The organism is Streptomyces sp. NPDC012510, from assembly GCF_042955065.1.
Lineage (GTDB): Bacteria > Actinomycetota > Actinomycetes > Streptomycetales > Streptomycetaceae > Streptomyces.
Genome location: NZ_JBIBEN010000016.1, coordinates 201,325 through 220,730 on the forward strand (window position 1 = coordinate 201,325; position 19,406 = coordinate 220,730).

18 protein-coding genes are annotated in these 19,406 nt (G+C 71.2%); 11 read left to right on the forward strand and 7 right to left on the reverse strand.

Translation table 11 applies throughout. The features are described 5' to 3' along the window. Window positions 1-87: 87 nt before the first annotated feature. Both ACFY9I_RS28170 and ACFY9I_RS28175 read right to left on the reverse strand, forming a co-directional pair. On the reverse strand, window positions 88-684 hold the full coding sequence (locus ACFY9I_RS28170; protein ID WP_391006545.1) for a sigma factor-like helix-turn-helix DNA-binding protein: 597 nt from the start codon (window positions 682-684) through the stop codon (window positions 88-90). A gap of 24 nt (window positions 685-708) precedes the next feature. Next, the gene (locus ACFY9I_RS28175) at window positions 709-1,374 is read right to left on the reverse strand and encodes a M15 family metallopeptidase (RefSeq protein WP_391006548.1); all 666 of its coding nucleotides are present in this window, start codon (window positions 1,372-1,374) and stop codon (window positions 709-711) included. 193 nt (window positions 1,375-1,567) lie between these two features. Here ACFY9I_RS28175 and ACFY9I_RS28180 point away from each other — a divergent pair, with 193 nt between their 5' ends. The 5 genes from ACFY9I_RS28180 (at window position 1,568) to ACFY9I_RS28200 (ending at window position 6,659) form a co-directional block, all read left to right on the forward strand. Next, the gene (locus ACFY9I_RS28180; RefSeq protein ID WP_391006551.1) at window positions 1,568-4,810 is read left to right on the forward strand and encodes a BTAD domain-containing putative transcriptional regulator; all 3,243 of its coding nucleotides are present in this window, start codon (window positions 1,568-1,570) and stop codon (window positions 4,808-4,810) included. 109 nt (window positions 4,811-4,919) lie between these two features. Continuing rightward, a complete protein-coding gene (locus ACFY9I_RS28185; RefSeq protein ID WP_391006552.1) occupies window positions 4,920-5,372 on the forward strand; it encodes a peptidase M23 in 453 nt (150 codons plus the stop codon). A 102-nt stretch (window positions 5,373-5,474) separates the two neighbouring features. Further along, the gene (locus ACFY9I_RS28190) at window positions 5,475-5,852 is read left to right on the forward strand and encodes a hypothetical protein (RefSeq protein ID WP_391006555.1); all 378 of its coding nucleotides are present in this window, start codon (window positions 5,475-5,477) and stop codon (window positions 5,850-5,852) included. 28 nt (window positions 5,853-5,880) lie between these two features. Then, window positions 5,881-6,264, forward strand: a complete 384-nt coding sequence (locus tag ACFY9I_RS28195) for a hypothetical protein (protein WP_391006557.1) — start codon at window positions 5,881-5,883, stop codon at window positions 6,262-6,264. Between the two features lie 26 nt (window positions 6,265-6,290). Next, window positions 6,291-6,659, forward strand: a complete 369-nt coding sequence (locus ACFY9I_RS28200) for a hypothetical protein (protein ID WP_391006559.1) — start codon at window positions 6,291-6,293, stop codon at window positions 6,657-6,659. Window positions 6,660-6,824: 165 nt separating this feature from the next. On the opposite strand, the gene ACFY9I_RS28205 is transcribed toward ACFY9I_RS28200, so the two are convergent. Continuing rightward, on the reverse strand, window positions 6,825-8,060 hold the full coding sequence (locus tag ACFY9I_RS28205) for an acyl-CoA dehydrogenase family protein (protein WP_391006562.1): 1,236 nt from the start codon (window positions 8,058-8,060) through the stop codon (window positions 6,825-6,827). A 772-nt stretch (window positions 8,061-8,832) separates the two neighbouring features. On the opposite strand from ACFY9I_RS28205, the gene ACFY9I_RS28210 reads away from it, so the two are divergent. From ACFY9I_RS28210 to ACFY9I_RS28220, 3 genes are all read left to right on the forward strand, one after another. Continuing rightward, entirely contained in the window at window positions 8,833-9,147 is a 315-nt protein-coding gene (locus ACFY9I_RS28210) for a hypothetical protein (protein ID WP_391006564.1), read from the forward strand. Window positions 9,148-9,221: 74 nt separating this feature from the next. Continuing rightward, entirely contained in the window at window positions 9,222-9,650 is a 429-nt protein-coding gene (locus tag ACFY9I_RS28215) for a roadblock/LC7 domain-containing protein (protein WP_391006567.1), read from the forward strand. A 44-nt stretch (window positions 9,651-9,694) separates the two neighbouring features. Continuing rightward, complete coding sequence (locus ACFY9I_RS28220; protein WP_391006570.1) at window positions 9,695-10,297, forward strand: ATP/GTP-binding protein; 603 nt, start codon at window positions 9,695-9,697, stop codon at window positions 10,295-10,297. Window positions 10,298-10,575: 278 nt separating this feature from the next. Here the strand turns inward: ACFY9I_RS28220 and ACFY9I_RS28225 are convergent, their stop codons facing one another. After that, window positions 10,576-11,082: an ATP-binding protein gene (locus tag ACFY9I_RS28225; RefSeq protein ID WP_391006573.1), complete on the reverse strand. Its 507-nt coding sequence runs from the start codon at window positions 11,080-11,082 to the stop codon at window positions 10,576-10,578. A gap of 430 nt (window positions 11,083-11,512) precedes the next feature. Here ACFY9I_RS28225 and ACFY9I_RS28230 point away from each other — a divergent pair, with 430 nt between their 5' ends. The 3 genes from ACFY9I_RS28230 (at window position 11,513) to ACFY9I_RS28240 (ending at window position 13,587) form a co-directional block, all read left to right on the forward strand. Continuing rightward, entirely contained in the window at window positions 11,513-12,388 is an 876-nt protein-coding gene (locus ACFY9I_RS28230; protein ID WP_391006575.1) for a Scr1 family TA system antitoxin-like transcriptional regulator, read from the forward strand. A 1-nt stretch (window position 12,389) separates the two neighbouring features. Then, window positions 12,390-12,650: a DUF397 domain-containing protein gene (locus ACFY9I_RS28235; RefSeq protein ID WP_391006578.1), complete on the forward strand. Its 261-nt coding sequence runs from the start codon at window positions 12,390-12,392 to the stop codon at window positions 12,648-12,650. Window positions 12,651-12,771: 121 nt separating this feature from the next. Next, complete coding sequence (locus tag ACFY9I_RS28240; protein ID WP_391006581.1) at window positions 12,772-13,587, forward strand: SAM-dependent methyltransferase; 816 nt, start codon at window positions 12,772-12,774, stop codon at window positions 13,585-13,587. A 153-nt stretch (window positions 13,588-13,740) separates the two neighbouring features. Here the strand turns inward: ACFY9I_RS28240 and ACFY9I_RS28245 are convergent, their stop codons facing one another. The 3 genes from ACFY9I_RS28245 to ACFY9I_RS28255 form a co-directional block, all read right to left on the reverse strand. Then, the gene (locus ACFY9I_RS28245) at window positions 13,741-14,736 is read right to left on the reverse strand and encodes a substrate-binding domain-containing protein (RefSeq protein ID WP_391006664.1); all 996 of its coding nucleotides are present in this window, start codon (window positions 14,734-14,736) and stop codon (window positions 13,741-13,743) included. Window positions 14,737-15,245: 509 nt separating this feature from the next. Further along, window positions 15,246-17,024: a beta-galactosidase gene (locus ACFY9I_RS28250; RefSeq protein ID WP_391006584.1), complete on the reverse strand. Its 1,779-nt coding sequence runs from the start codon at window positions 17,022-17,024 to the stop codon at window positions 15,246-15,248. Between the two features lie 845 nt (window positions 17,025-17,869). Beyond that, window positions 17,870-19,147, reverse strand: coding sequence for a hypothetical protein (locus ACFY9I_RS28255; protein WP_391006587.1), 1,278 nt, complete (start codon window positions 19,145-19,147; stop codon window positions 17,870-17,872). Window positions 19,148-19,406 lie beyond the last annotated feature (259 nt).

The following is a 19,406-nucleotide window of genomic DNA, read 5'->3' on the forward strand; positions in this document are numbered from 1 at the left end:
CGGGCGTGCCGTGTGTGCCGCCGGTTGGGCGTCGGGTGGGCGTCGGTTGTCATCGTGGAGAAGGCGGGCCGGTGCGGCGGCCGGTTCCTACGTGTCGAGCGCGGCGCGGATCTTGGCGAGGCCGCGCATACGGTTGCGCTGCACCGTGCCGCGGTGTGCGCCGAGCCGTTCCCCCGCCATGTCGTGGGTCAGGCCCTCGATGTCGACCAGGATCACGGCCGCCGCCTCCTTGGGGGACAGCCCGCGCAGCAGCGCGGCCGTCACCGCCTCGGCCTCCCTGCTCGCGAAGCCGCCATCCCAACCGTGTTCCGGCAGCCGGTCGGTGCAGCGCTCCTGGCGCGAGGGGTGCCGCCACAGGTCGCGCAGCAGGTTCAGCGCCGCCGCGCAGGTGTAGGCGTACGGCTGCTGCTGGCGCGCCAGGGTGTGGGCACGCGCCCGGCGGGAGAGTCTCACATACGTCTCCTGCAGCAGGTCGTCGGCGTCGTGCGGATTGCCTGTCAGGGCCAGCAGCCTGCGCCGCAGCCTCGGCATCACGGCGGTGAACGCCTCGTCGAACTCGGCGGCGGTCATGCGGTCGCTGAAGGCCGCCGTGGTCGTGGTCGTGCTCGTGCTCGTGCTCGGCGTCGTGGTGTGGGAGGTCTTGGACGACGTGGTCATCGTCGTCGCGATGCAGGTGTTCTCCACGGTGTTCCCCCGGGGTCCGGCTTCTCAGACTGTGGTTGGGCTCAGGGAGGCGGGACCGTACTTGGCCGCCGGCACCTTGCTCAGAAGCGCCCAGTACCGGTCCCCGTACGACCAGTGCCACCACTCGGTCGGGTAGTTGACGAACCCCGCGGCCGTCATGGCCCGGCCCATCGCCGCCCGGTTGGCACGGGCGTCGGCGTCGATGTTGAGCGCGGCGGTGCGGCAGCCGCCCTCGCTCTCCTCGGGGGTGGCGTTGACCTCCGTACCGAGGGACAGTTCGGCACCGTCGTCGGTGCACAGCGTCAGATCCACCGCACCGCCGCTGACGTGCGGTGCGACCTCCGGGGGCGAGATGTACGCGCTGGCCAGCGCGCGAATCCGGTCCGGTCCGGCGTCCGGGTGCGCCGTGCGCAGCGTCGCCGCGTACTCGTCGAAGTAGCGGCGCTGCAGGGCGGGCGGCCGGAAGCCCTCCACCATCAGCAGGCGGATGCCCGGGGGCAGCGCGTCCTGTGCGAGCAGCAGCCGGCGCAGCACGTCGGCCCTGAGATGTGCGTACGAGCCGTCGTGGTCGCTCTGACGCGTGTCGACCCGTAGTGCGGTGACCTCCCGGGCGTCGACCAGGGGTTCACCGTTGTCGGTGACACGCGTGGCGGCGACCCGGGGGTCCGAGAGCAGGATGATGTCCGTCACGCTCACAGCGTGGAGGCGGGCGATGCAGGATCGATGCAGATCCTCTGCAGGACGCATGCAGCGCCGGGAACGGGCCACCCGCACCGGCAGACCCGATGGGTTCCAGCCACCCCGTACGCCACATCGGTCTGCCGTGAAACCGGAGGCTGGGTGTCGGGCGTAAACGTCAGTGGGGGCCGATACGTTGCCCCCGATGCGGAACGTGGAAGCGGGGGACGCGGTGGACGTTTGCCTTCTGGGTCCGGTCGAGGTGTTGAGCGGGGGACACCGGATCGCGCTGAACGGCGCGAAACCGACCGCGATCCTCGCGGCTCTCGTCGTGCATCTCGGTGAGGTGCTGTCCGTCGAGCGGCTGGTCGACCTGGTCTGGGAGGAGGAGCCACCCGCCACTGCGCGGGCGCTAGTCGCCTCGCACGTCTCGGGACTTCGCCGCTCCCTGGCCGGTACGGAGGGCGCGGAAGCCATCCGTACCCGCTCCCCGGGTTACGTCGCCGAGTTCCCGCCCTCCGCCGTGGACGCCCGGTGTTTCGAGGAGGCGTTCGCGGCCGGCCGGAAGGCGGCCGCCGACGGCCGGGCCGAGGAGGCTGTCGAGATCCTGCAGGCGGCGTCACGCCTGTGGCGTGGCCGGGACGCCCTGGAAGGGCTCGGCCAGTCCTTCGCCCGTGTCCAGGCCATGCGCCTGACGGAACTCCGGCTGGAGGCGACGGAGTTCCGCTTCTCCGCCGAACTGGACCTGGACCGGCGTACGGATCTCGTCTCCGAGCTCGTCGCCCACGTCGCCGCCCACCCCCTCCGGGAGCGCCCGCGCGGCCAGCTGATGACCGCCCTGTTCCGTGCCGGCCGGATGCCCGACGCGCTGCGCTGCTACGACGAGGGCCGCCGTCTGCTCCGTACCGAACTGGGTGTGGACCCCGGCCCGGAGCTTCGCGCGCTGCACCAGGCCCTGCTCCGGGCGGACACGACGGTGCTGGGAGCGCCGGCCGCCGGTAGAGCCGCGCCCGCCGGGAAGAGACCCGTGCCCGCACCGGCGGTGGCTCCCCCGCCATCGGACGAGGACACACCGGCCACGCGCCGTTCCGAACGGTCCCACGACGACACCGGTCATCCGGCGCCCACCCAACTCCCGCCCGACGTGGCCGACTTCATAGGCCGTACCGAACAGACGGCCTGGGCGACCGCCCTTCTGGAACAGGTGCGCGACCCTCTGCGCACCGCGCCGCCCATCGGGGTGATCTCCGGCCGGTCGGGCACCGGCAAGACCGCCCTGGCCGTCCACGTGGGCCATCGCACCGCCGCGCTCTTCCCCGACGGACAGCTCTTCGTGGACCTGCGTGCCTCGGACTCCGAGCCGGTACGGACCGCGGACGCCCTGGCCCGACTGCTGCGCGCCCTCGGGGTGGACCCGGAGAGCCCGGCGCGCGACGAGGGGGACCTGCTCGGGCTGTACCGCACGCACATCGCGCGCCGCCGGGTCCTGCTCATCCTCGACAACGCGGTCAGCGAGGCCCTGCTGCGCCCGCTGCTCCCGCCCGGCGGCGGCTCGGCCGTGCTGATCACCGCCCGCCGCCGGCTGATCGCGCTGGAAGGCGCCGCCCACCTCGATCTGGGGGTGCCGTCCGAGACGGAGGCACTGGACCTGCTGGCCCGCGTGGCCGGTCCGACCCGGCCCGCCCTGGAGCCCGACCGGGCCACCGAGATCGTCGCGCTGTGCGGTCGGCTCCCGCTCGCCGTCCGTATCGCCGGTGCCCGTCTCGCCGCCCGCCCCCACTGGACACCGGCGCGGCTCGCGTCGCGCCTGAGGGACGAGCGCCGCCGTCTGGACGAACTGCAGGCGGGCGACCTGGAAGTGCGCGCGAGCCTCGGACTGGGCTACGCGGACCTGGACAAGCAGGAGCAGCGCGCCCTGCGCCGCCTGGCCCTGATGGATCTGCCCGACTTCGCCGCGTGGGTCGCCGGGCCGCTCCTGGACGTGAGCGAGGACGACGCGGAGGACGCGGTCGAACGACTCGTGGACTGCCACTTCGTGGAGGTCGTGGCCACCGACGAGACGGGCAGAACGCGCTACCGCATCCACGATCTGGCGCGCGAGTACGCCCGGGAGCGCTGTGTGGCCGACGAATCCGGGGAGGAACGGGAGACGGCGGTTCGCCGACTGGTCGCCCGCTGGCTGGACATGGCCCGCGTCGCGGCGGCACACGGACCGGGCGGCGCGTCCCGGCTCCTCCCGGTCACCACGACGGCCGGGCCGGCGCGGGTCGTGAACGGGACCGCTCGGGTCTCGGACGGGGCCGCGCGGGTCTCGGACGGCTCGGCCCCACCGTCGGAGGCGTTGGCGCACCTGACGGACGAGCCGGCCGCGTGGTTCGCCGCCGAGCAGCCGTGTCTGCTGGCCGCCGTCATCCACTGCGCGGACCACGGAATGTTCGACGCCGCCCGCGAACTGGCCGCCACCCTCATGGCTGCCTCCGTGGCCCTCTACAACCGGTTCGACGCCTGGTCCCGTTCCCACGACGTGGCCCTGGCGGCGGTACGCCGTGGCGGGGACGTCGAGGGCGAGGCCTGGCTGCTGAACGGTTTCGGGCAACTCCGCCTGGAGCAGGACCGCTTCGACGAGGCGCACGCTTTCTTCGCCCTCGCGCTGCGGCTGTTCGAGGAGCGATCCGTACGCATCGGCTGCGCGGACGCGCGGGCCGGCATGGGCGCGGCCCGCCGCGAACAGGCCCGCTTCGACGAGGCGCTGCCCCTGTTGACCTCGGCGCTCGAACAGTACCGGGAGCCGGAGGACATCTCGTCCATGGCCCATGTGCTGTACGGCATCGGATACGTCCACCGGGAACAGGGCCGCGACGACGAGGCATGGGAGGCTCTCTCACGCGCCCACCGCCTGTACGTCACCGCGCGGGACCGGCACGGCGAGGCGCTCGCGCTGCGCTCACTGGGCCTGTGTCACCGGGCGCGGGGTGACCTGGCGGGTGCGGAGACCCTCCTGCGGCAGTCCCTCGCCATCTTCGAGGAGACGGACGACGCGTACGGGGTCATGTACGCGAGCCAGTCCCTGGCCAAGGTCGAGTTCCGGCAGGGCCGGGTGACCGAGGCCCGGGAGCGGCTCGACCGGTGTCTGGAGATCACCCGCGAGCGTCAGGACGTGTTCGGCGAGGCGCTCGTCCTGCGCACCATCGGCGAGTGGCACCTCGTCGCGTCCGACTGGCAGACGGCGACCGAGACCCTGCGACAGGCCCTCGGCCTGTGGGACGAGCTGCAACTGCCGTTGTGGCGTGCCCGCACCCTGCGGGACCTGGCCCGTGCCGAACTGGCCCAGGGCCGGACCGTGACGGGACGCGAGTTCGAGCAGGAGGCGCAGGAGATCTTCCGCCGCCTCGGCACCCGCGAGGCGCTTGAGCCCTTGGAGGCCAAGGAGTCGACCCAGGGGCACTGAGGCAGCCACCGGCACTCATACGAGAGGCGACCACCCCCCGTCGCCGGTGTGAACGGCGCGGCACCCGCCGCCCGCGACCGCCGCCGGAAGAGGAAGAGGCCCCTCCACCATGCCGAACGCATCACCCCGCACCTCATCCCGCACGCTCCGGGCGCTGACCACGGCCTTCCTCGTCGCCGCCGCGGCGCTGGCCGGCCCCGCGACCGCGACGGCCCAGCCGAAGGTGACCGCGCCACCCGCCGCGGCCGGGGCGGTGGCGGCGGGCTTCACGCAGGTCCATGTGTGGGCGACCGACGTCAACGTCCGCAACGGCGCCTCCGGAGCCCCCGCCGAGACGTGCAGGGCCTACCCCTCCCGGCAGAACTGCGGGGTCGTGGCGACGCTGTCCCAGATCACCGTGACCGCCTACTGCCAGAAGCAGGGGGAGCTCATCAGCGACGCGGGCTACAGCAGCCGGTGGTGGACGTACGTGGAGGCACCGAACCGGTACTGGGGCTGGGTGAACAACGTGTACATCACGGGGGACGAGCACCTCGCGCACGTCGACGACTGCCCCTTCTGAGCGCAGGAGATCCGCGAAGACGGTCCGCGGCACGGTCATACGGACGCACCGCGCCGCCCGTCATAAGACCGACCAGGAAGCATCCACCGCAAGGGGAAAACAATGGCGAAGCGATCCACCAGGCTGGCGGCGACGGGGCTGGCGCTCGGTGCGGCACTCTCCCTGCTCGGCACGGCCGGCAGCGCGCAGGCCGCCGCGCAGAGCGTGAGCACCACGATCCAGGGGGGCAGCAACCTCCGGGCGGATGCCACCACGAACAGCAGGCTCGTCGGCACCACCACGTCCACGAGCAAAGCGGTCATCAGGTGCTACGTGCACGGCCAGTACGTGAAGGTCGGCAACTACGGCACCGACGTCTGGTATGTCGGCTACGTCGACGACTACGCCGCGACACCGCCGCACTCCTACTACAACGTCTGGGTGTGGGGCGGCAACGTCAACGTCGGCGCCGACCCGTCCCCCGAACTCTCCCCCTGCTGACGCGCGGAACCACACCGAGGAGCACCCCATGACCAAGCGAAGCAGGACCACCGTGGCCACCGGGCTGGCGCTCGGCGCAACCCTCTCCCTGCTCGGCGCCGCAGGGTCCGCCGGGGCCGCGCCGTCCGGCACCGACGACGTCCGTGCGGCGACCGTGCAGGCGAACAGCAATCTGCGCGACGCCCCCAGGACCAGCGGCCGGCTCTTGCACACGACGACCGAGGAGAGCGAGGCCGGCATCCTGTGCTACACCCGCGGTGAGCGGGTCACCGTGGGCGGCTACACCACGAATGTCTGGTATCACGGCCAGGTCGTCGACTACGGCGCGGGCCAGATCTTCAACAGCGTGTTCGTGTGGGGCGGCAACGTGAACGTGGGTGCCGACCCGGCCCCCGGCATCGAACCCTGCTGATCCCGAACCCGACCGAGGAGCACACCATGACCAGGCGAACTGTGTCGACCACGGCTGCCGGCCTGGCGCTCGGCGCGGCCCTCTCCCTGCTCGGCACCGCGGGGACCGCCGAGGCCGCGCCCACCGGCACCGACGGCTACGCGACGACCGTGCAGGCGAACAGCAACCTGCGCGGCGGCCCCTCCACCCGAGCCACTCTCGCCGGCACCACGACGAAGGTGACCCGGGCCAGCATCGACTGCTGGCAGGGTGGCGACGAAGTCACCGCGGGCGGGTACACCACCAACGTCTGGTACCGCGGCGTCGTCGGCGGCTACGAGCTCATGAACGTGTGGATATGGGGCGGCAACGTGAACGTGGGCGCCGACCCGGCCCCCGGCATCCCCGGCTGCTGACCGACCCACCCCGCCCGGTTCCCCGCGCTCCACGCTCCCGAGGCCTCCGTCCTGTACGGATGCCCGGGAGCGCGGTCGTGTCCGGGACGAGGAGCGGACTGCGCCGGCGTTCAGGAGACTGGCTTGACCCTGTCGGGGATCTTGAGGATCCCCGACGCAGTCAAACTAGACCAGCTCGCCCACGGGGCTGAGTTCCGGCTCCGGTGACTCGAACTGCGGGGTGCGGACCAGTTCCGAGAGACGCTCGGACCACTGGCCCTTGTTCTCTCCGAGCGCGAACTCGCCCAGCCGCAGGCCCTGGATCTCGGAGGTGCCGGCGGGCGCGTAGATGTGGAAGGCGTCGCGCAGATAGCGCTCCACCGGTCGGTCGGTGAACAGGCCACAGGCGGCGTGCATCTTCACGGACGCCTGGGCCGACTCGATGGACGACTCGACGTTGAAGAGTTTGGCCGACATGAGCTCGACGTCGCAGGGCCGCCCCTGGTCCAGCAGATGGGCGGCGAGATAGGCGCTCTGCCGCGCGAGGGTGAGGCGTTGCAGCATCCGCCCCAGCTCGATCTTGATGTTGGGCAGATGCCCCAACGGCTTCCCGTAGCGCTGCGTCTCACCGCAGTACCGGGCGGTCTCCTCGAACACCGCCTGATGGATGCCGAGGGACACCGCCGTCAGGTTGAGGCGGCCGTAGAGCACCGACGAGGAGTAGGCGACGGCGAGCCCGTCCCCCTCCTCGCCGAGCCGGTTGGCGGCCGGGATCCGGCAGTTGTCGAAGATGAGTTCCCCGAAGCTGAACCCGTGCAGGCCCATGGAGGGCACCTGCTCGGCCAGGGAGAAGCCGGGTCGGTCGGACTCGACGAGGAAGGCCGTCATGCCCTTGGAGCCGGGTCCGGTGCGCACGACGACACCGTGCACGTCCCCCACGTGGCTGTTGCCGACGAAGACCTTGCGGCCGTTGAGTATGTAGTCGTCCCCGTCCCGTACGGCGCTGCTCTCCATGCCTGCCACGTGTCCCCCCGACCCCGGCTCGGTGACAGCGATGGTCGGCAGCACCTCTCCTGCCGCGATCCTCGGCAGCCAGGTGCGCTTCTGGATCTCGTCGCCGAAGTGCACGATCTTGGCGACGCCCAGCTGCGAGGCCTGGACCATGGCCCCCATCGCACCGCTGACCCGGGACAGTTCCTCGATGATGATGGTCTTGGCAAGATGGCCCGCGCCCATGCCCCCGTAGAGCGGGTCGATAGTGGCGCCGATCCAGCCCTGTTGGGCGATCAGTCGGGAGAGCCCCACCAGAGCGGTACGGGAGGCCTCCATCTCGGGTATCAGGGGCCGCACCACACGCTCGGCGAACTCCCGTACACGCTGCCGTAGATCCTCGTGGTCCTGAGTTGTGAAGACGTGTTCCACGCCAAGCCCTTCTCCGCGTTTCCCCGCGCCCGGTGAGGCGCGGAGTCTGTACGTCAGGCTGTGGTTCCAAGGGGGGACCTGGCCGACGTGCAACATGGTCTACAAATCAACCTCTTACGCCAAGATCGTTAATGGGGTTTGGCCGAAACATGGACTGTTGAAATATGAGCATGGATGTGAGACGCGAGTAGGATCTCGTCCACATTTTGATACTTTCCGAGTCGAACTTGCACGCTTCGCCTGACTTGAGGTCAGGCGACGGCCGGGCGGACCACCAGGCATACCGGACCCGAAGGCTCTGCCTTCGCCACGGTGCGGCGCCAAATACCAAACTGTCGCGCGGCGTGTGCATGTTTGAGCAGGTCGACACAGATTTCAAGCCACCCCTCCGCGAGCCTGATGTGGCCGGACAGTGCCGATCCTGAGGCCTTGCCGTGTCGACAAGTACACTTTCGGCAAACTCCCGGAAGCGCTCGCTCCGTCGAGGCTCCCCTGCCGCCCCGGATCTCGCACACCCACTCTCCACGGCCTCTCCAATCACCGCTCTCGGGCGGCAAGTTGCCGCCCGGCGGGTGCTGACGACGGGCCTCGGCTCCTGATACCGTTCCGTCGCCCGCTGATATCCCCTGACGGTGTGTCGAGCCGGAGCACAGGGATGCCGGGCGACTCGCGGTACCCCACCCCCATCGCCATCGGACGTTCGCTGTCGTACGAGGAATCAGATGCCAGGCACCAACGGCGGCCGCACGCGCAGGACGACACGGTGGCCAGGATGAGCGGCGACACCCCCCGCACCGAGGCCGGCGCCCAGCCCCTCCCCCAAGGCCTGCCGAGACGGCCTCGGAGCGCGCCGTCCGTGCCACGGCCCCCCGAAGAGACGGCCGACGCTCCCGAGCAGGACGACACGGAGGACACGCTCCGCCCGGAGGCCCTGGCCCGCGCCATGGTGGCGATCCAGCGGGGCTCCACGCGGGCCCGGCTCGCCGCGGCGGACGCCACCGCACCGGACGCCACCGCACCGGACGTCACCACACCGGACGCCACCGACGACCGAGGGACACCACGCCCCGGCCCCGGCACCGCCTGACGGGCGCTGCCCCTGGCGCCCCGACGACCCGGCGCCGCCCCTGACGCCGACCGACCGTGAGGAACACGCAGGACATGACAGAGCAGGTAGGACCCGGTCCCCAACTGGACTGGCTGCTGGACGGGCTCGTGGAGCGGATACCCGAGATCCGCTGCGCCATCGTGCTGTCGGGGGACGGCCTTCTCATCGGGAAGTCGAAGGACATCCGGTTCGACGACGCGGAACACCTGTCGGCGGTCGGCTCGGGGATGCACAGCCTGGCCCGGGGCGTGGCCCGTCACTTCCACGGCGGCGAGGTACAGCAGACCGTCATCCAGATGGAACGGGCGTTCCTCTTCGTCACATCGGCCGGCCGGGGCGCGCGGCTGGCCGCGATCGCCTCGGAGGAGGTGGACGTCGGCATGATGGCGTTCGAGATGGGGACGCTGGTCAAGCAGGTCGGCAAGTACCTGAGCGCGGCGCCCCGTTCGGAAACCCCCTCCGACTACGTGCAGGACGCGTGAACCGCGGCGGCGGCCGGGCCCGGCACACGTCGAAAGGGTGATGGATGGTGTCCGTCAGCTCCGAGCCGGTCGTCCCCACCGCCCTGAAGATCCTCATCGCGGGGGGTTTCGGCGTCGGCAAGACGACCATGGTGGGCTCGGTGAGTGAGGTGACCCCGCTGGCGACCGAGGAGCACATCACCGCGGCCGGGCGGGGCGTGGACGATCTGCGGGGCGTGGAGAAGAAGGTCTCGACCACCGTCGCCCTGGACTTCGGCCGCATCACCATCTCCCCCGAGCTGGTGCTCTATCTCTTCGGCACGCCCGGCCAGGACCGCTTCTGGTTCATGTGGGACGACCTGTCCTCGGGTGCCCTCGGGGCCGTGGTCCTCGCCGACACCCGGCGGCTCGACGCCTCCTTCCCCGCGGTCGACTTCTTCGAGTCCCGTGGCATTCCCTTCGCGGTGGGGGTCAACTGCTTCGACGGCCGCCGTGAGGTCGAGGCCGAACAGGTCCGTCAGGCCCTCGACCTGGCCCCCACCGTCCCGGTCCTGCTCTGCGACGTACGCCAACGGCAGTCCAGCAAGGAACTCCTGCTGGCGGTGCTCGGCGCGGCCCGCCGGAAGATGGAGGCCCGCCTGGTGGCAGCGGGCCTGCGCCCACGCTGAGACCGGATCACGCGCCCCGAGCGGCACCTGGGCCCGCGGACCCGCTGAGCCGAGCCCCACGTCCCCGCCGGACTCATACCCGCGCGCCGAGCGGGGCCCGCACCCGCATCCCGGTCGCAGGTGACAATCCCTGCGCGTCCGTGCGGCCCCGGCTGCCGTCGTAGAGCGAGCGGCGGCGTACGTCCGGGCAGGCCGGTGGGGTGACCGGCGCGGGACTCCGGTCACCCCACCGGCGAACGCGGTGGACGGCAGGGACGCCGTGCGGGGGCCCGGCGGGCCTATGTCCAGGAGGGGTCGGTCATGGGGGTGTCCTCGGTCTCGAACGGGGCCGTCGGAGGGGCGGGCTCGGCGGTCTCCCGGCCCTCCGATGGCAGTTCTGCCCAGACGACGCGACCGGACCGTTGTGGGGTGTCTCTGACCCCCCAGTCGCTGCTGAGCATGCCGACCAGCATGAGCCCACGCCCATTCTGGTCGTCGGGGCCCGGACGACGCCGGGCAGGCTGTGCGTGACCTCGGTTCTGGTCCTCGATCTCGATCCGGAGCCGATGGCCGGTGAGGTGCAGCCGGCACACGATCCACTCGCTGTCAGTGTGGGTGAGCGCGTTGGTGACCAACTCGGACGTGATCAGGAGCGCGTCCTCACGGGTCTCCGGACGCACCCCCCACTCGCCCAGCAGTTCGCGCACCGTTCTGCGCGCCTCGCCCGCCGACGTGGGGACCGCCGGCAGGCCGAAGACGCCCGCTCTGTGGGGTTGGTAGGCCTCTGCTCCAAGGGGTGGGTACATGGCTGGGGCTAACCGGTCCGGGGACTGGGGGAGGGTGGGCGGAGCCATCGCCGTACGCCTTTCGTCGGCTCTTCGCACCGGGGGGTGCCGATGCCACGGCCGTCTCGCCGCTCGCCACGAGTCGCGGGCAACTCACCTCGGGCAGCGCTGAGTTGCGGCCACATCTCCCCCAACCTGGCCGCTCGACCCCAGCGTTGACCAAAGCCGTGACGGTACGTCCACTGTGGCATCCGCGAACAACACCTCGCAACCAGCAAGTTGAAATTTGCAATTTGTGGGTCGCATGCTGCCTCCGCTCGAGCCAAGATCGTGTCAGACTGCGGTCCCGACACGGCTCGCGCAACAATGCGCAACCCTTGAAGGAAAGCGCGCAAGCTCGCAGGACGGTTCGGCATGACCTCTGCGCTCGGTGTGCGGGGAGGAGGTGGGCGTGACCGCGGAGACAGACTGGGGCGGTGCGCCCTCCGTGCTGCGCATGATCCTCGGCAGGCAACTGGAGGAGCTCCGCACCCGGGCCGGGCTGACGTTCGAGCAGGCGGGCGAGGCGATCGGGGTGAGCCACTCCACGATCCGCCGGATGGAGTCCGCCAAGGTCGCCCGGCTCCGCCTCCCGGACGTCGAGAAACTGCTCCAGGTCTACGGCGTACGGGACCAGCAGGAGATCGACACCTTCCTGCAGTCGGTCCGGGAGGCCAACAAGCGCGGCTGGTGGCACACCTACCGCGACGTCCTTCCCGACTGGTTCGCCGCCTATCTCAGCCTGGAACAGGCGGCACTCCAGATCCGCGCCTACGAGGCGCAGTTCGTGCACGGCCTGCTGCAGACGGAGGAGTACGCGCGCGCTCTGCTCGGCGCCGGCAATCCGCACGCGGCGACCGAGGACACCGAGCGGCGGGTGGCGCTGCGGATGCGGCGCCAGGAACTCCTCACCCGTGAGCAACCGCCGCGGCTGTGGGTGGTCATGGACGAGACGGTGCTCAGGTGGCCGGTCGGCGGCCCCGACGTGATGCGCGCCCAGATCGACCATCTCATCGAGCTCAACCGTCTGCCGCATGTGACGGTCCAGCTCATGCCCTTCCACAACGGTCCGCATCCGGCGATGCGGGCCGGTGCGTTCCACCTCTTCCGGTTCAGAGCCCCCGAGTTGCCGGACATCGTCTACCTCAGCGGTCTGGTGGGCGCGGTCTATCTCGACAAGAGGGACGACGTCGTCGTCTACCGCGAGGCGCTGGACCGGTTGGGCGCGCAGTCGGCGCCCGCCCGCAAGACCGAGGCCCTACTCGGTGCGATACGCAAGGAGCTCTGACGTGCACCACCGCATATCCGACGGAGTACACCACGACATCCGCAACGGCATGCCCGCCCGTGACCTCGGCGCCCAGGACTGGCACCGACCGTGGAGCGACGACGCGGGCGGTGCCTGCGTGGAGGTGAAGAAGCTCGCCGACGGCCGGGTCGCCGTACGCCAGTCGACCGATCCGGACAGTCCCGCGCTGCTCTTCACCCCCCGTGAGATGACCAGCTTCCTGGCCGGCGTGAAGGCGGGCGAGGCCGACTTCCTGCTCTGATCCCCTTGTTTCCATGCCTCGTTGACGCACCACCTGCTTGGAACCCGGGTTCCCGATCGCTGAACCCGTGGCTTTGCCCGACCGTGCACCTGAACGACACGACTTGATGGGAGGGGCGGCGTTGCCCGACAACGGATGGCCTGCCGACCGGATCGACACCGAGCACGCGCATTCCGCGCGGATCTACGACTACATTCTCGGCGGCAAGGACTACTACCCGGCCGACAAGGAGGCCGGTGACGCGATGGCGCACGAGTGGCCGGCCCTGCCGGTCCATATGCGCGCCAACCGCGACTGGATGAACCGCGCGGTGCGCTGGCTCGCCGAGAAGGCGGGCATGCGCCAGTTCCTCGACATCGGAACCGGCATCCCCACCTCCCCCAACCTCCACGAGATAGCCCAGTCGGTGGCCCCCGAGTCCCGGGTCGTCTACGTGGACAACGACCCGATCGTCCTCACCCTGTCCCAGGGGTTGCTGGCCAGCACCCCCGAGGGCAGGACCGCCTACATCGAGGCCGACTTCCAGGACCCGGAGACCGTGCTCGGCTCGGCCGAGTTCGCGGAGACCCTCGACCTGAGCAAGCCGGTCGCGCTCACCGTGATCGCGATCGTCCACTTCGTGCTGGACGAGGACGACGCGGTCGGCATCGTCCGCCGCCTCCTCGAACCCCTCCCCTCGGGCAGCTACCTGGCGATGACCATCGGCACCGCCGAGTTCGCCCCCGAGGAGGTGGGCCGCGTCGCCCGCGAGTACGCGGCCCGCGACATGCCGATGCGGCTGCGCACCATCGAGGAGGCCCACGAGTTCTTCGAGGGTCTCGAACTCGTCGAACCCGGCATCGTCCAGGTTCACAAGTGGCACCCGGACGGCACGGGCGAGCAGAACATCCGCGACGAGGACATCGCGATGTACGGGGCGATCGCGCGGAAGCCGTGAGGTAGGCCCGCCTCAGCCCACCGGCCCGGCGCCGCTCAGCTTCATGGTGCCGGGCCAGTGGTGCTTGTGGGGGCGCGGGGAACTGCGCGGGCGACCACGGCGGCGCCGAAGCCGCCCGAGACGCCATCGCGGCACCCCGGAGGCGCGGCGGAACTACCTCGCCGGCCTCGTACTGTCACGAACGATGAGCTCGACAGGGATCACGGGGTCCTTCTCCCCCACGTCAACCGATTCAGCCGAGTCGTCTAACTGCGTCAACAGCAGGCGCAGCGCCCTCGTGCCGATCGAGGAGTAGTCCGTACGGACGGTCGTCAGCGGCGGCAGCAGATGCGCGGCCTCCGGGATGTCGTCGTAGCCGACCACGCTCACGTCGTCCGGCACCCGACGGCCGGCCTCGTGCAGGGCCCGCAGCAGACCGAGCGCCATCTGGTCGTTGGAGACGAACACGGCGGTGACGTCCGCGTCGCCCGCCAGCCGCCGGCCCAGTTCATAGCCGGAGTCGGCGCTCCAGTCCCCGACGAGGGGTTCGTGCACACGTGCGCCGGCCTCCGTCAGGGTCTCGCGCCAGCTCGCGGCGCGCCGGTCGGCGGAGGTCCAGCCCGTGGGTCCGGCGATGTGCCGGACCGTGGCGTGACCGAGGGCCAGCAGGTGCTCGGTGGCCAGGCGGGCGCCGGTGCGGAAGTCCGAGGTGACCACGGGGGTGCCGTCGCCCAGGCCGTTGTCCAGCATGACCAGGGGGGTGTCGGGGCGGGCCCGCGCGAGCGCGGTGGCCACCGGACGCTGCGGGGCGATCGCGATGACGCCGTCCGCCCCCTCGGCCGACAGCCGGTCCACCGCCTGGACGACCGTGTCCCGGTCCGCCGTGTCCAGGGCGATGGAGCTGACCAGATAGCCCGCCGCCTGGGCCGCCGTGTTGATCGCGGTCAGGGTGGAGGCGGGGCCGTAGCGCGCCGCGTCGAACGAGATCACCCCGAGCATCCGGGTGCGGCCGCTGGCCAGCGAACGCGCGCTCCGGCTGGGGCGGTACCCGAGCGTCCGCATCGCCTCCAGTACGGCCTGCCGGGTCTCCGGCCGGACCGCCGGGTTGTCGTTGAGCACGCGGGAAACGGTCTGCTTGGAGACACCGGCCAGCCGGGCGACGTCGTCCATCACGGGACGCGACCCCGCGAAGTTCCTACGACTGCGGCCGCCGGGCCCTCGTGCGCCGCCGGGGCCTGTGGCCGCGGTGGGGTCTGCGGCCGCGGTGGGGTCTGTGGCCGAGCCGGGGTCCGCGGTTTCGGAGCTGCCGCCGGCCCCTGCGGCCGCGGTGCCGTCCGTGACGCTTCGGGGCATGCGGGGGATTCCTTCTTCGACGGGGTAGGGCGGTTCTGTTCCGGTCGGGCTGGGCCACAGGATAGGTCGGGTTCGGGGTGGGTCGCGGATGGGCGGGGGCCGTGCGGGGTGGTCGCGGGGCGGTTCTCGCCCCCGCCGCCCCTACCCGTCCCATCCCCAAGGGCTCCGCCCCTTCGACCCCGAACGGCTTGTTGGTGGGGTACGGGTGAGTGGGGGTTTGCCGCGCAGTTCCCCGCGCCCCTCAAAGGCCGGCGCGGGCGCGCGTCCTGGCGCCGCCCCGCGCTTCTCGAAGGCGCGGGGCGGTTCCTGGGGCGGCCTCGGTGGGGTCAGGGCTTCACCGGGCCCAGGTCGGGCGTGGCCGTGAACTCCGCGTGGGCGCTGGTGGTGGCGTTGAGTTCCAGGAGGACTAGGTCGTTGGCGCCGGGGCGCAGAACGGGGGCCGGGACATAGAGGGTGCGCTGGGGGCCTCGGTTCCAGTAGCGGCCCAGGTGGAAGCCGTTGATCCAGGCCTGGCCCTTGGTCCAGCCGGGCAGGGCGAGGAAGGTGTCGGCGGGGGTGTCGACGTCGAAGGTCCCGTGGTGGAAGGCGGGGACGGTGAGTGGGGTCGCCTCGGCCGGGGCGAAGGGGACCGTGGTCAGGTCGGCCAGCGGCAGTCGGTGGGTGTCCCAGCCGAGCAGGGCGGTGCCGTTGAAGGTGACCGGGCCGAGGAGGCCCTTGGCGGCACCGATGCGCGGGCCGTAGTTGACGCCACCCATGTTCTCGACCAGCACATCGAGCGTGGCACCGGGGCGTGGGACACGCAGGGGCAGGGTCTCGTCGTGGCGTTCGCGTTCCAGTACGCCGACGGGGGCGCCGTCCACGAAGACCTGGGCCCGGTCGCCGACACCGCCGTCGAAGTGGAGCAGGCCGTCGCCCGACTCGGGGAGGGTGGTGCGGTACAGGGCGTAGCCGGAGCGCTGGCCGAACTCCTCCATCGTGAGCGGGTGTTCGCTGCGCGCCACGGCCGCGCCGGGGAGGCTGGTCGCGTACGGCAGCAGGGGTGCTCGGCGGTCCAACTCCACGGTGATGCCCGAGAGTTTGGGGGCGGGGGCCGGGGCCGCCTGGTCCGGGACGGGCGCGTGGCGGGCGATCACCTCACGGAAGGCGTGGTACTTGGGGCCGGGGTCGCCGGACTCCGTGAGGGCGGCGTCGTAGTCGTAGGAGGTGACGATCGGGGCGTAGCACTGGTCGTGGTTGGCGCCGTTGGTGAAGCCGAAGTTGGTGCCGCCGTGGAACATGTAGATGTTGACGGAGGCCCCGGCCGCCAGCAGCTTGTCGAGGTCGGCGGCGGCGCTCTCCGCGTCCCGGACATGATGCTCCTCGCCCCAGTGGTCGAACCAGCCGATCCAGAACTCCGAGCACATCAGGGGACCTTCGGGCTGGTGCGCCCGCAGCGCCTGAAGGGACTCCTCGATCCTGCCGCCGAAGGTGGCGGTGGACAGGACCCCGGGCAGGCTCCCGGCGGCCAGGTGGTGGCCCGACCCCGCCTGGTCGCAGGTGAACAGCAACTCCTCCACGCCACGCGAACGCAGCGCCTGGTGCACGTGCTTGAGGTACGCGGTGTCGTCGCCGTACGCCCCGTACTCGTTCTCCACCTGGACGGCGATGACCGGCCCGCCGTTCGCGGCCATGTACGGCAGCAACGGGGGCAGCAGGATGTCGAGGTAGCGGTCGAGGGCGTCCGTGAAACGGGGGTCGCTGGAGCGCAGTCGGATGTCGGGGTCGGAGGTGAGCCAGGAGGGCAGTCCGCCGCCGTCCCACTCGGCGCAGATGTACGGGCCGGGGCGCAGCAGGACGTGCAGCCCCTCGGCGCGGGCGAGGCTCAGGTAGCGCGGCAGGTCCAGGAGGCCGTCGAGGACGAGTTCGCTGTCCGGGTCGGGCTGGTGGAGGTTCCAGGGGACGTAGGTCTCCACGGTGTTCAGGCCCATCAGCCGGGCCTTGCGCAGCCGGTCGGCCCACAGGTCGGGGTGGATGCGGAAGTAGTGCATCGCACCGGAGATGATCCGGAACGGCTCACCGTGGAGGAGGAAACCGTCGGACGACGTGGTGAGAGCGGGCGGGCGCAAGGCTGTTTCCCTTCGGCTGGGGCGGGCGGGAGGACAAGGGGACGGACGGTGTGTCGAGCGGTCCAGGGCCCTTCTGATCAATCTTCGCGGAAGCCGCGGAGACCCACCGGAAGAGCCCTGGGGGGTGCGGGGTGGAGCGGGTGGCGCGGATCAGCCACAGGGTGGTCGGCAGGCAGACGGCCGAGACCGCGCAGAGCAGCAGCGGCACCGCGCGCACGCCGCACTACTCCATGGCCTTGCCGAGCGCCGGCCCGGCTGTGTGCTCGGTGTGTCGGGCACGCGGAACTCCGCCTCCTCGTGGCTGGGACCCCAGAAGTGTTACCGGTAACATGAACGCCGTCAAGATTCCCCGCAAGCCTTGTACGACGAGGTGGGGAAGGCGCCCGCCGGACGGCACGCTCTCGGCAGCAGAGGCAGGCCTCGGCCGCTCAGCCGCTGTTCGACGCGGTGCGAGGTCTCGCTCACCGGACGTCGCGGGGTCCCCCCCGGTGGTCCAGGGTTCCATCCAGGCGACGCCGGGCGAGCGCGGCAGGGACGACACGAAGGCCGCGCTGAAGCGGCTCGTGGGGCGTGGCCGGCGTGGGACATGGCCCGCAGGACAATGGCGAGTCACGCCGCGGGAGGTGGTCCGCGTGGCTCGGCACGCTGGAGGTCGGCGAGCAGACCGCTGTCCGGCCGCCTGCCCATCCGACCCGTGATCTCCGCGCCGAGCGCGTCACAGGCGCGGGCGCTGCCCGGCGAACTCCCGAGGGCGGGCGGCCTCCGGGGCGAGGCCGGAGTCCATGCGGCGATGCGGAAGGGCGGGCGCGCCCGGAGTGAGTTCCGGGCGCGCCCGCCAGCAAGGGTCAGCAGATGTTCTGGGCGCTGTTGACCAGGCGGTTGTTACGGAAGGTGGTGTTATCGCCGCAGGGGCTCTCGCGCAGGGACGAGTTGGTGACCGTCAGGTTCTGGACGGTGATGTCACGGTTGTTGGGGAACTCCGACCGGGCCGCGAGCCGGATCTCTCCACCGCCGGAGACGGTGCCGCTCTGGGCAGCGAGGTTCACGTTGTAGCAGTTCTCGATCAGGATCGCGTTGTTGCCGGTGTTGGTGAGGTTGATCCGGTCGATCACCGCGCCGCCGCTCTCGGAGACACAGAAGACACCGCGTCCGCCGCCGCGCGCGATCACCTCGCCGACCCGGATGTTGGTCGGGTACGAACTGCCCACCCGGCCGTTGCGGTTGGCCATGCGGAAGGCCGCGTAACCGGTGCCGGCGCCCGCGCCGTCCGCGTCGACCTTGGTGACCGTGGCGTTGATCGTCTGATTGAGGAGCAGCCCGGACTCACCGACGTTGCGGGCGGTCACCGTGCCGACGGTGAGCCCGTCGACGCCGTACGTCTCGACCGCGTGACTGCTCGCGCCCGACACGTAGACGTTGTCGATCCTGACGTTGCGCGTCCACTGGCTGGTGTCGCCCCGGTTGTCGATCCGGACGCCGAGGCCGCGCGAGAGGCGCATGTCGAGCTGGCCGAGGACGACGTTCTGGACATTGCGCAGGAAGATCCCGTAGAGCGGAGTGCCGGTGAGGTTGAGGTGCTGGACCTCGATGTCCCGGGTGCCGCGCGAGTAGACGGGCGCCTGGTCACCGCTGCCCGTACCGGTGACGTTGATCGTGCCGCACACGTCGAGCACGGTGTAGCTGGGCAGCGAGACCCGGGAGCCGGCACCGATGGAGCCCGAGCCGCGCACGACGACGCGTTCCTTCGAAGTCCGCCCGGAGGTGAGGCTGTTGACGGCGGCCTGCATCGCCGCGCGCATGTCGGTACCGGTGTACGTCACGCTGCTTCCCCGCCGGGCGGTCCAGGTACTGCCGTTGAGCACGGCCTCCGCCTGGTACGAGCCCTCGCCACATGCCGCCGCGACCTGTGCCGGGGCGGCGGCCGACTCCGGTGCCGGGCTCGCGGGAGCGGTCGGTGCGGCGGCGGTGAGCAGCGCGGTGGTGCAGGCTGCGGTGACGAGGGCCCGGGTACGGCGGGCGGTGCGGGTGGTCGCGGCAACGGCGGGCGTTTTAGCGGCTGTTGCGGTCACGTCGGCGGCCCGGGTCGTCGGGCCCGTGGGCTGGGCTGCGGCTCTGCGTCCCATTTCGGCTTCTCCTGTGGGGGGTCGGTCGCCTGCCACTCGACCACTGACTGCCCCGTCGCCGACGCGCCTCGGCGACGCTCGTCGTCAACTCGCGGCATCAACACACCAGTCGTCGGCGACGGCCATCATCGACGCTCGTCATCAGTCTTCGTCGTCGACGCTCGCCGTCGATGCTCGTCGACGCGCGGTCGATGCTCGTCGTCGATGCTCGTCGTCGAACGCGATTCGACCGGAACATGCCCGGCCGAGGGGCTCACGG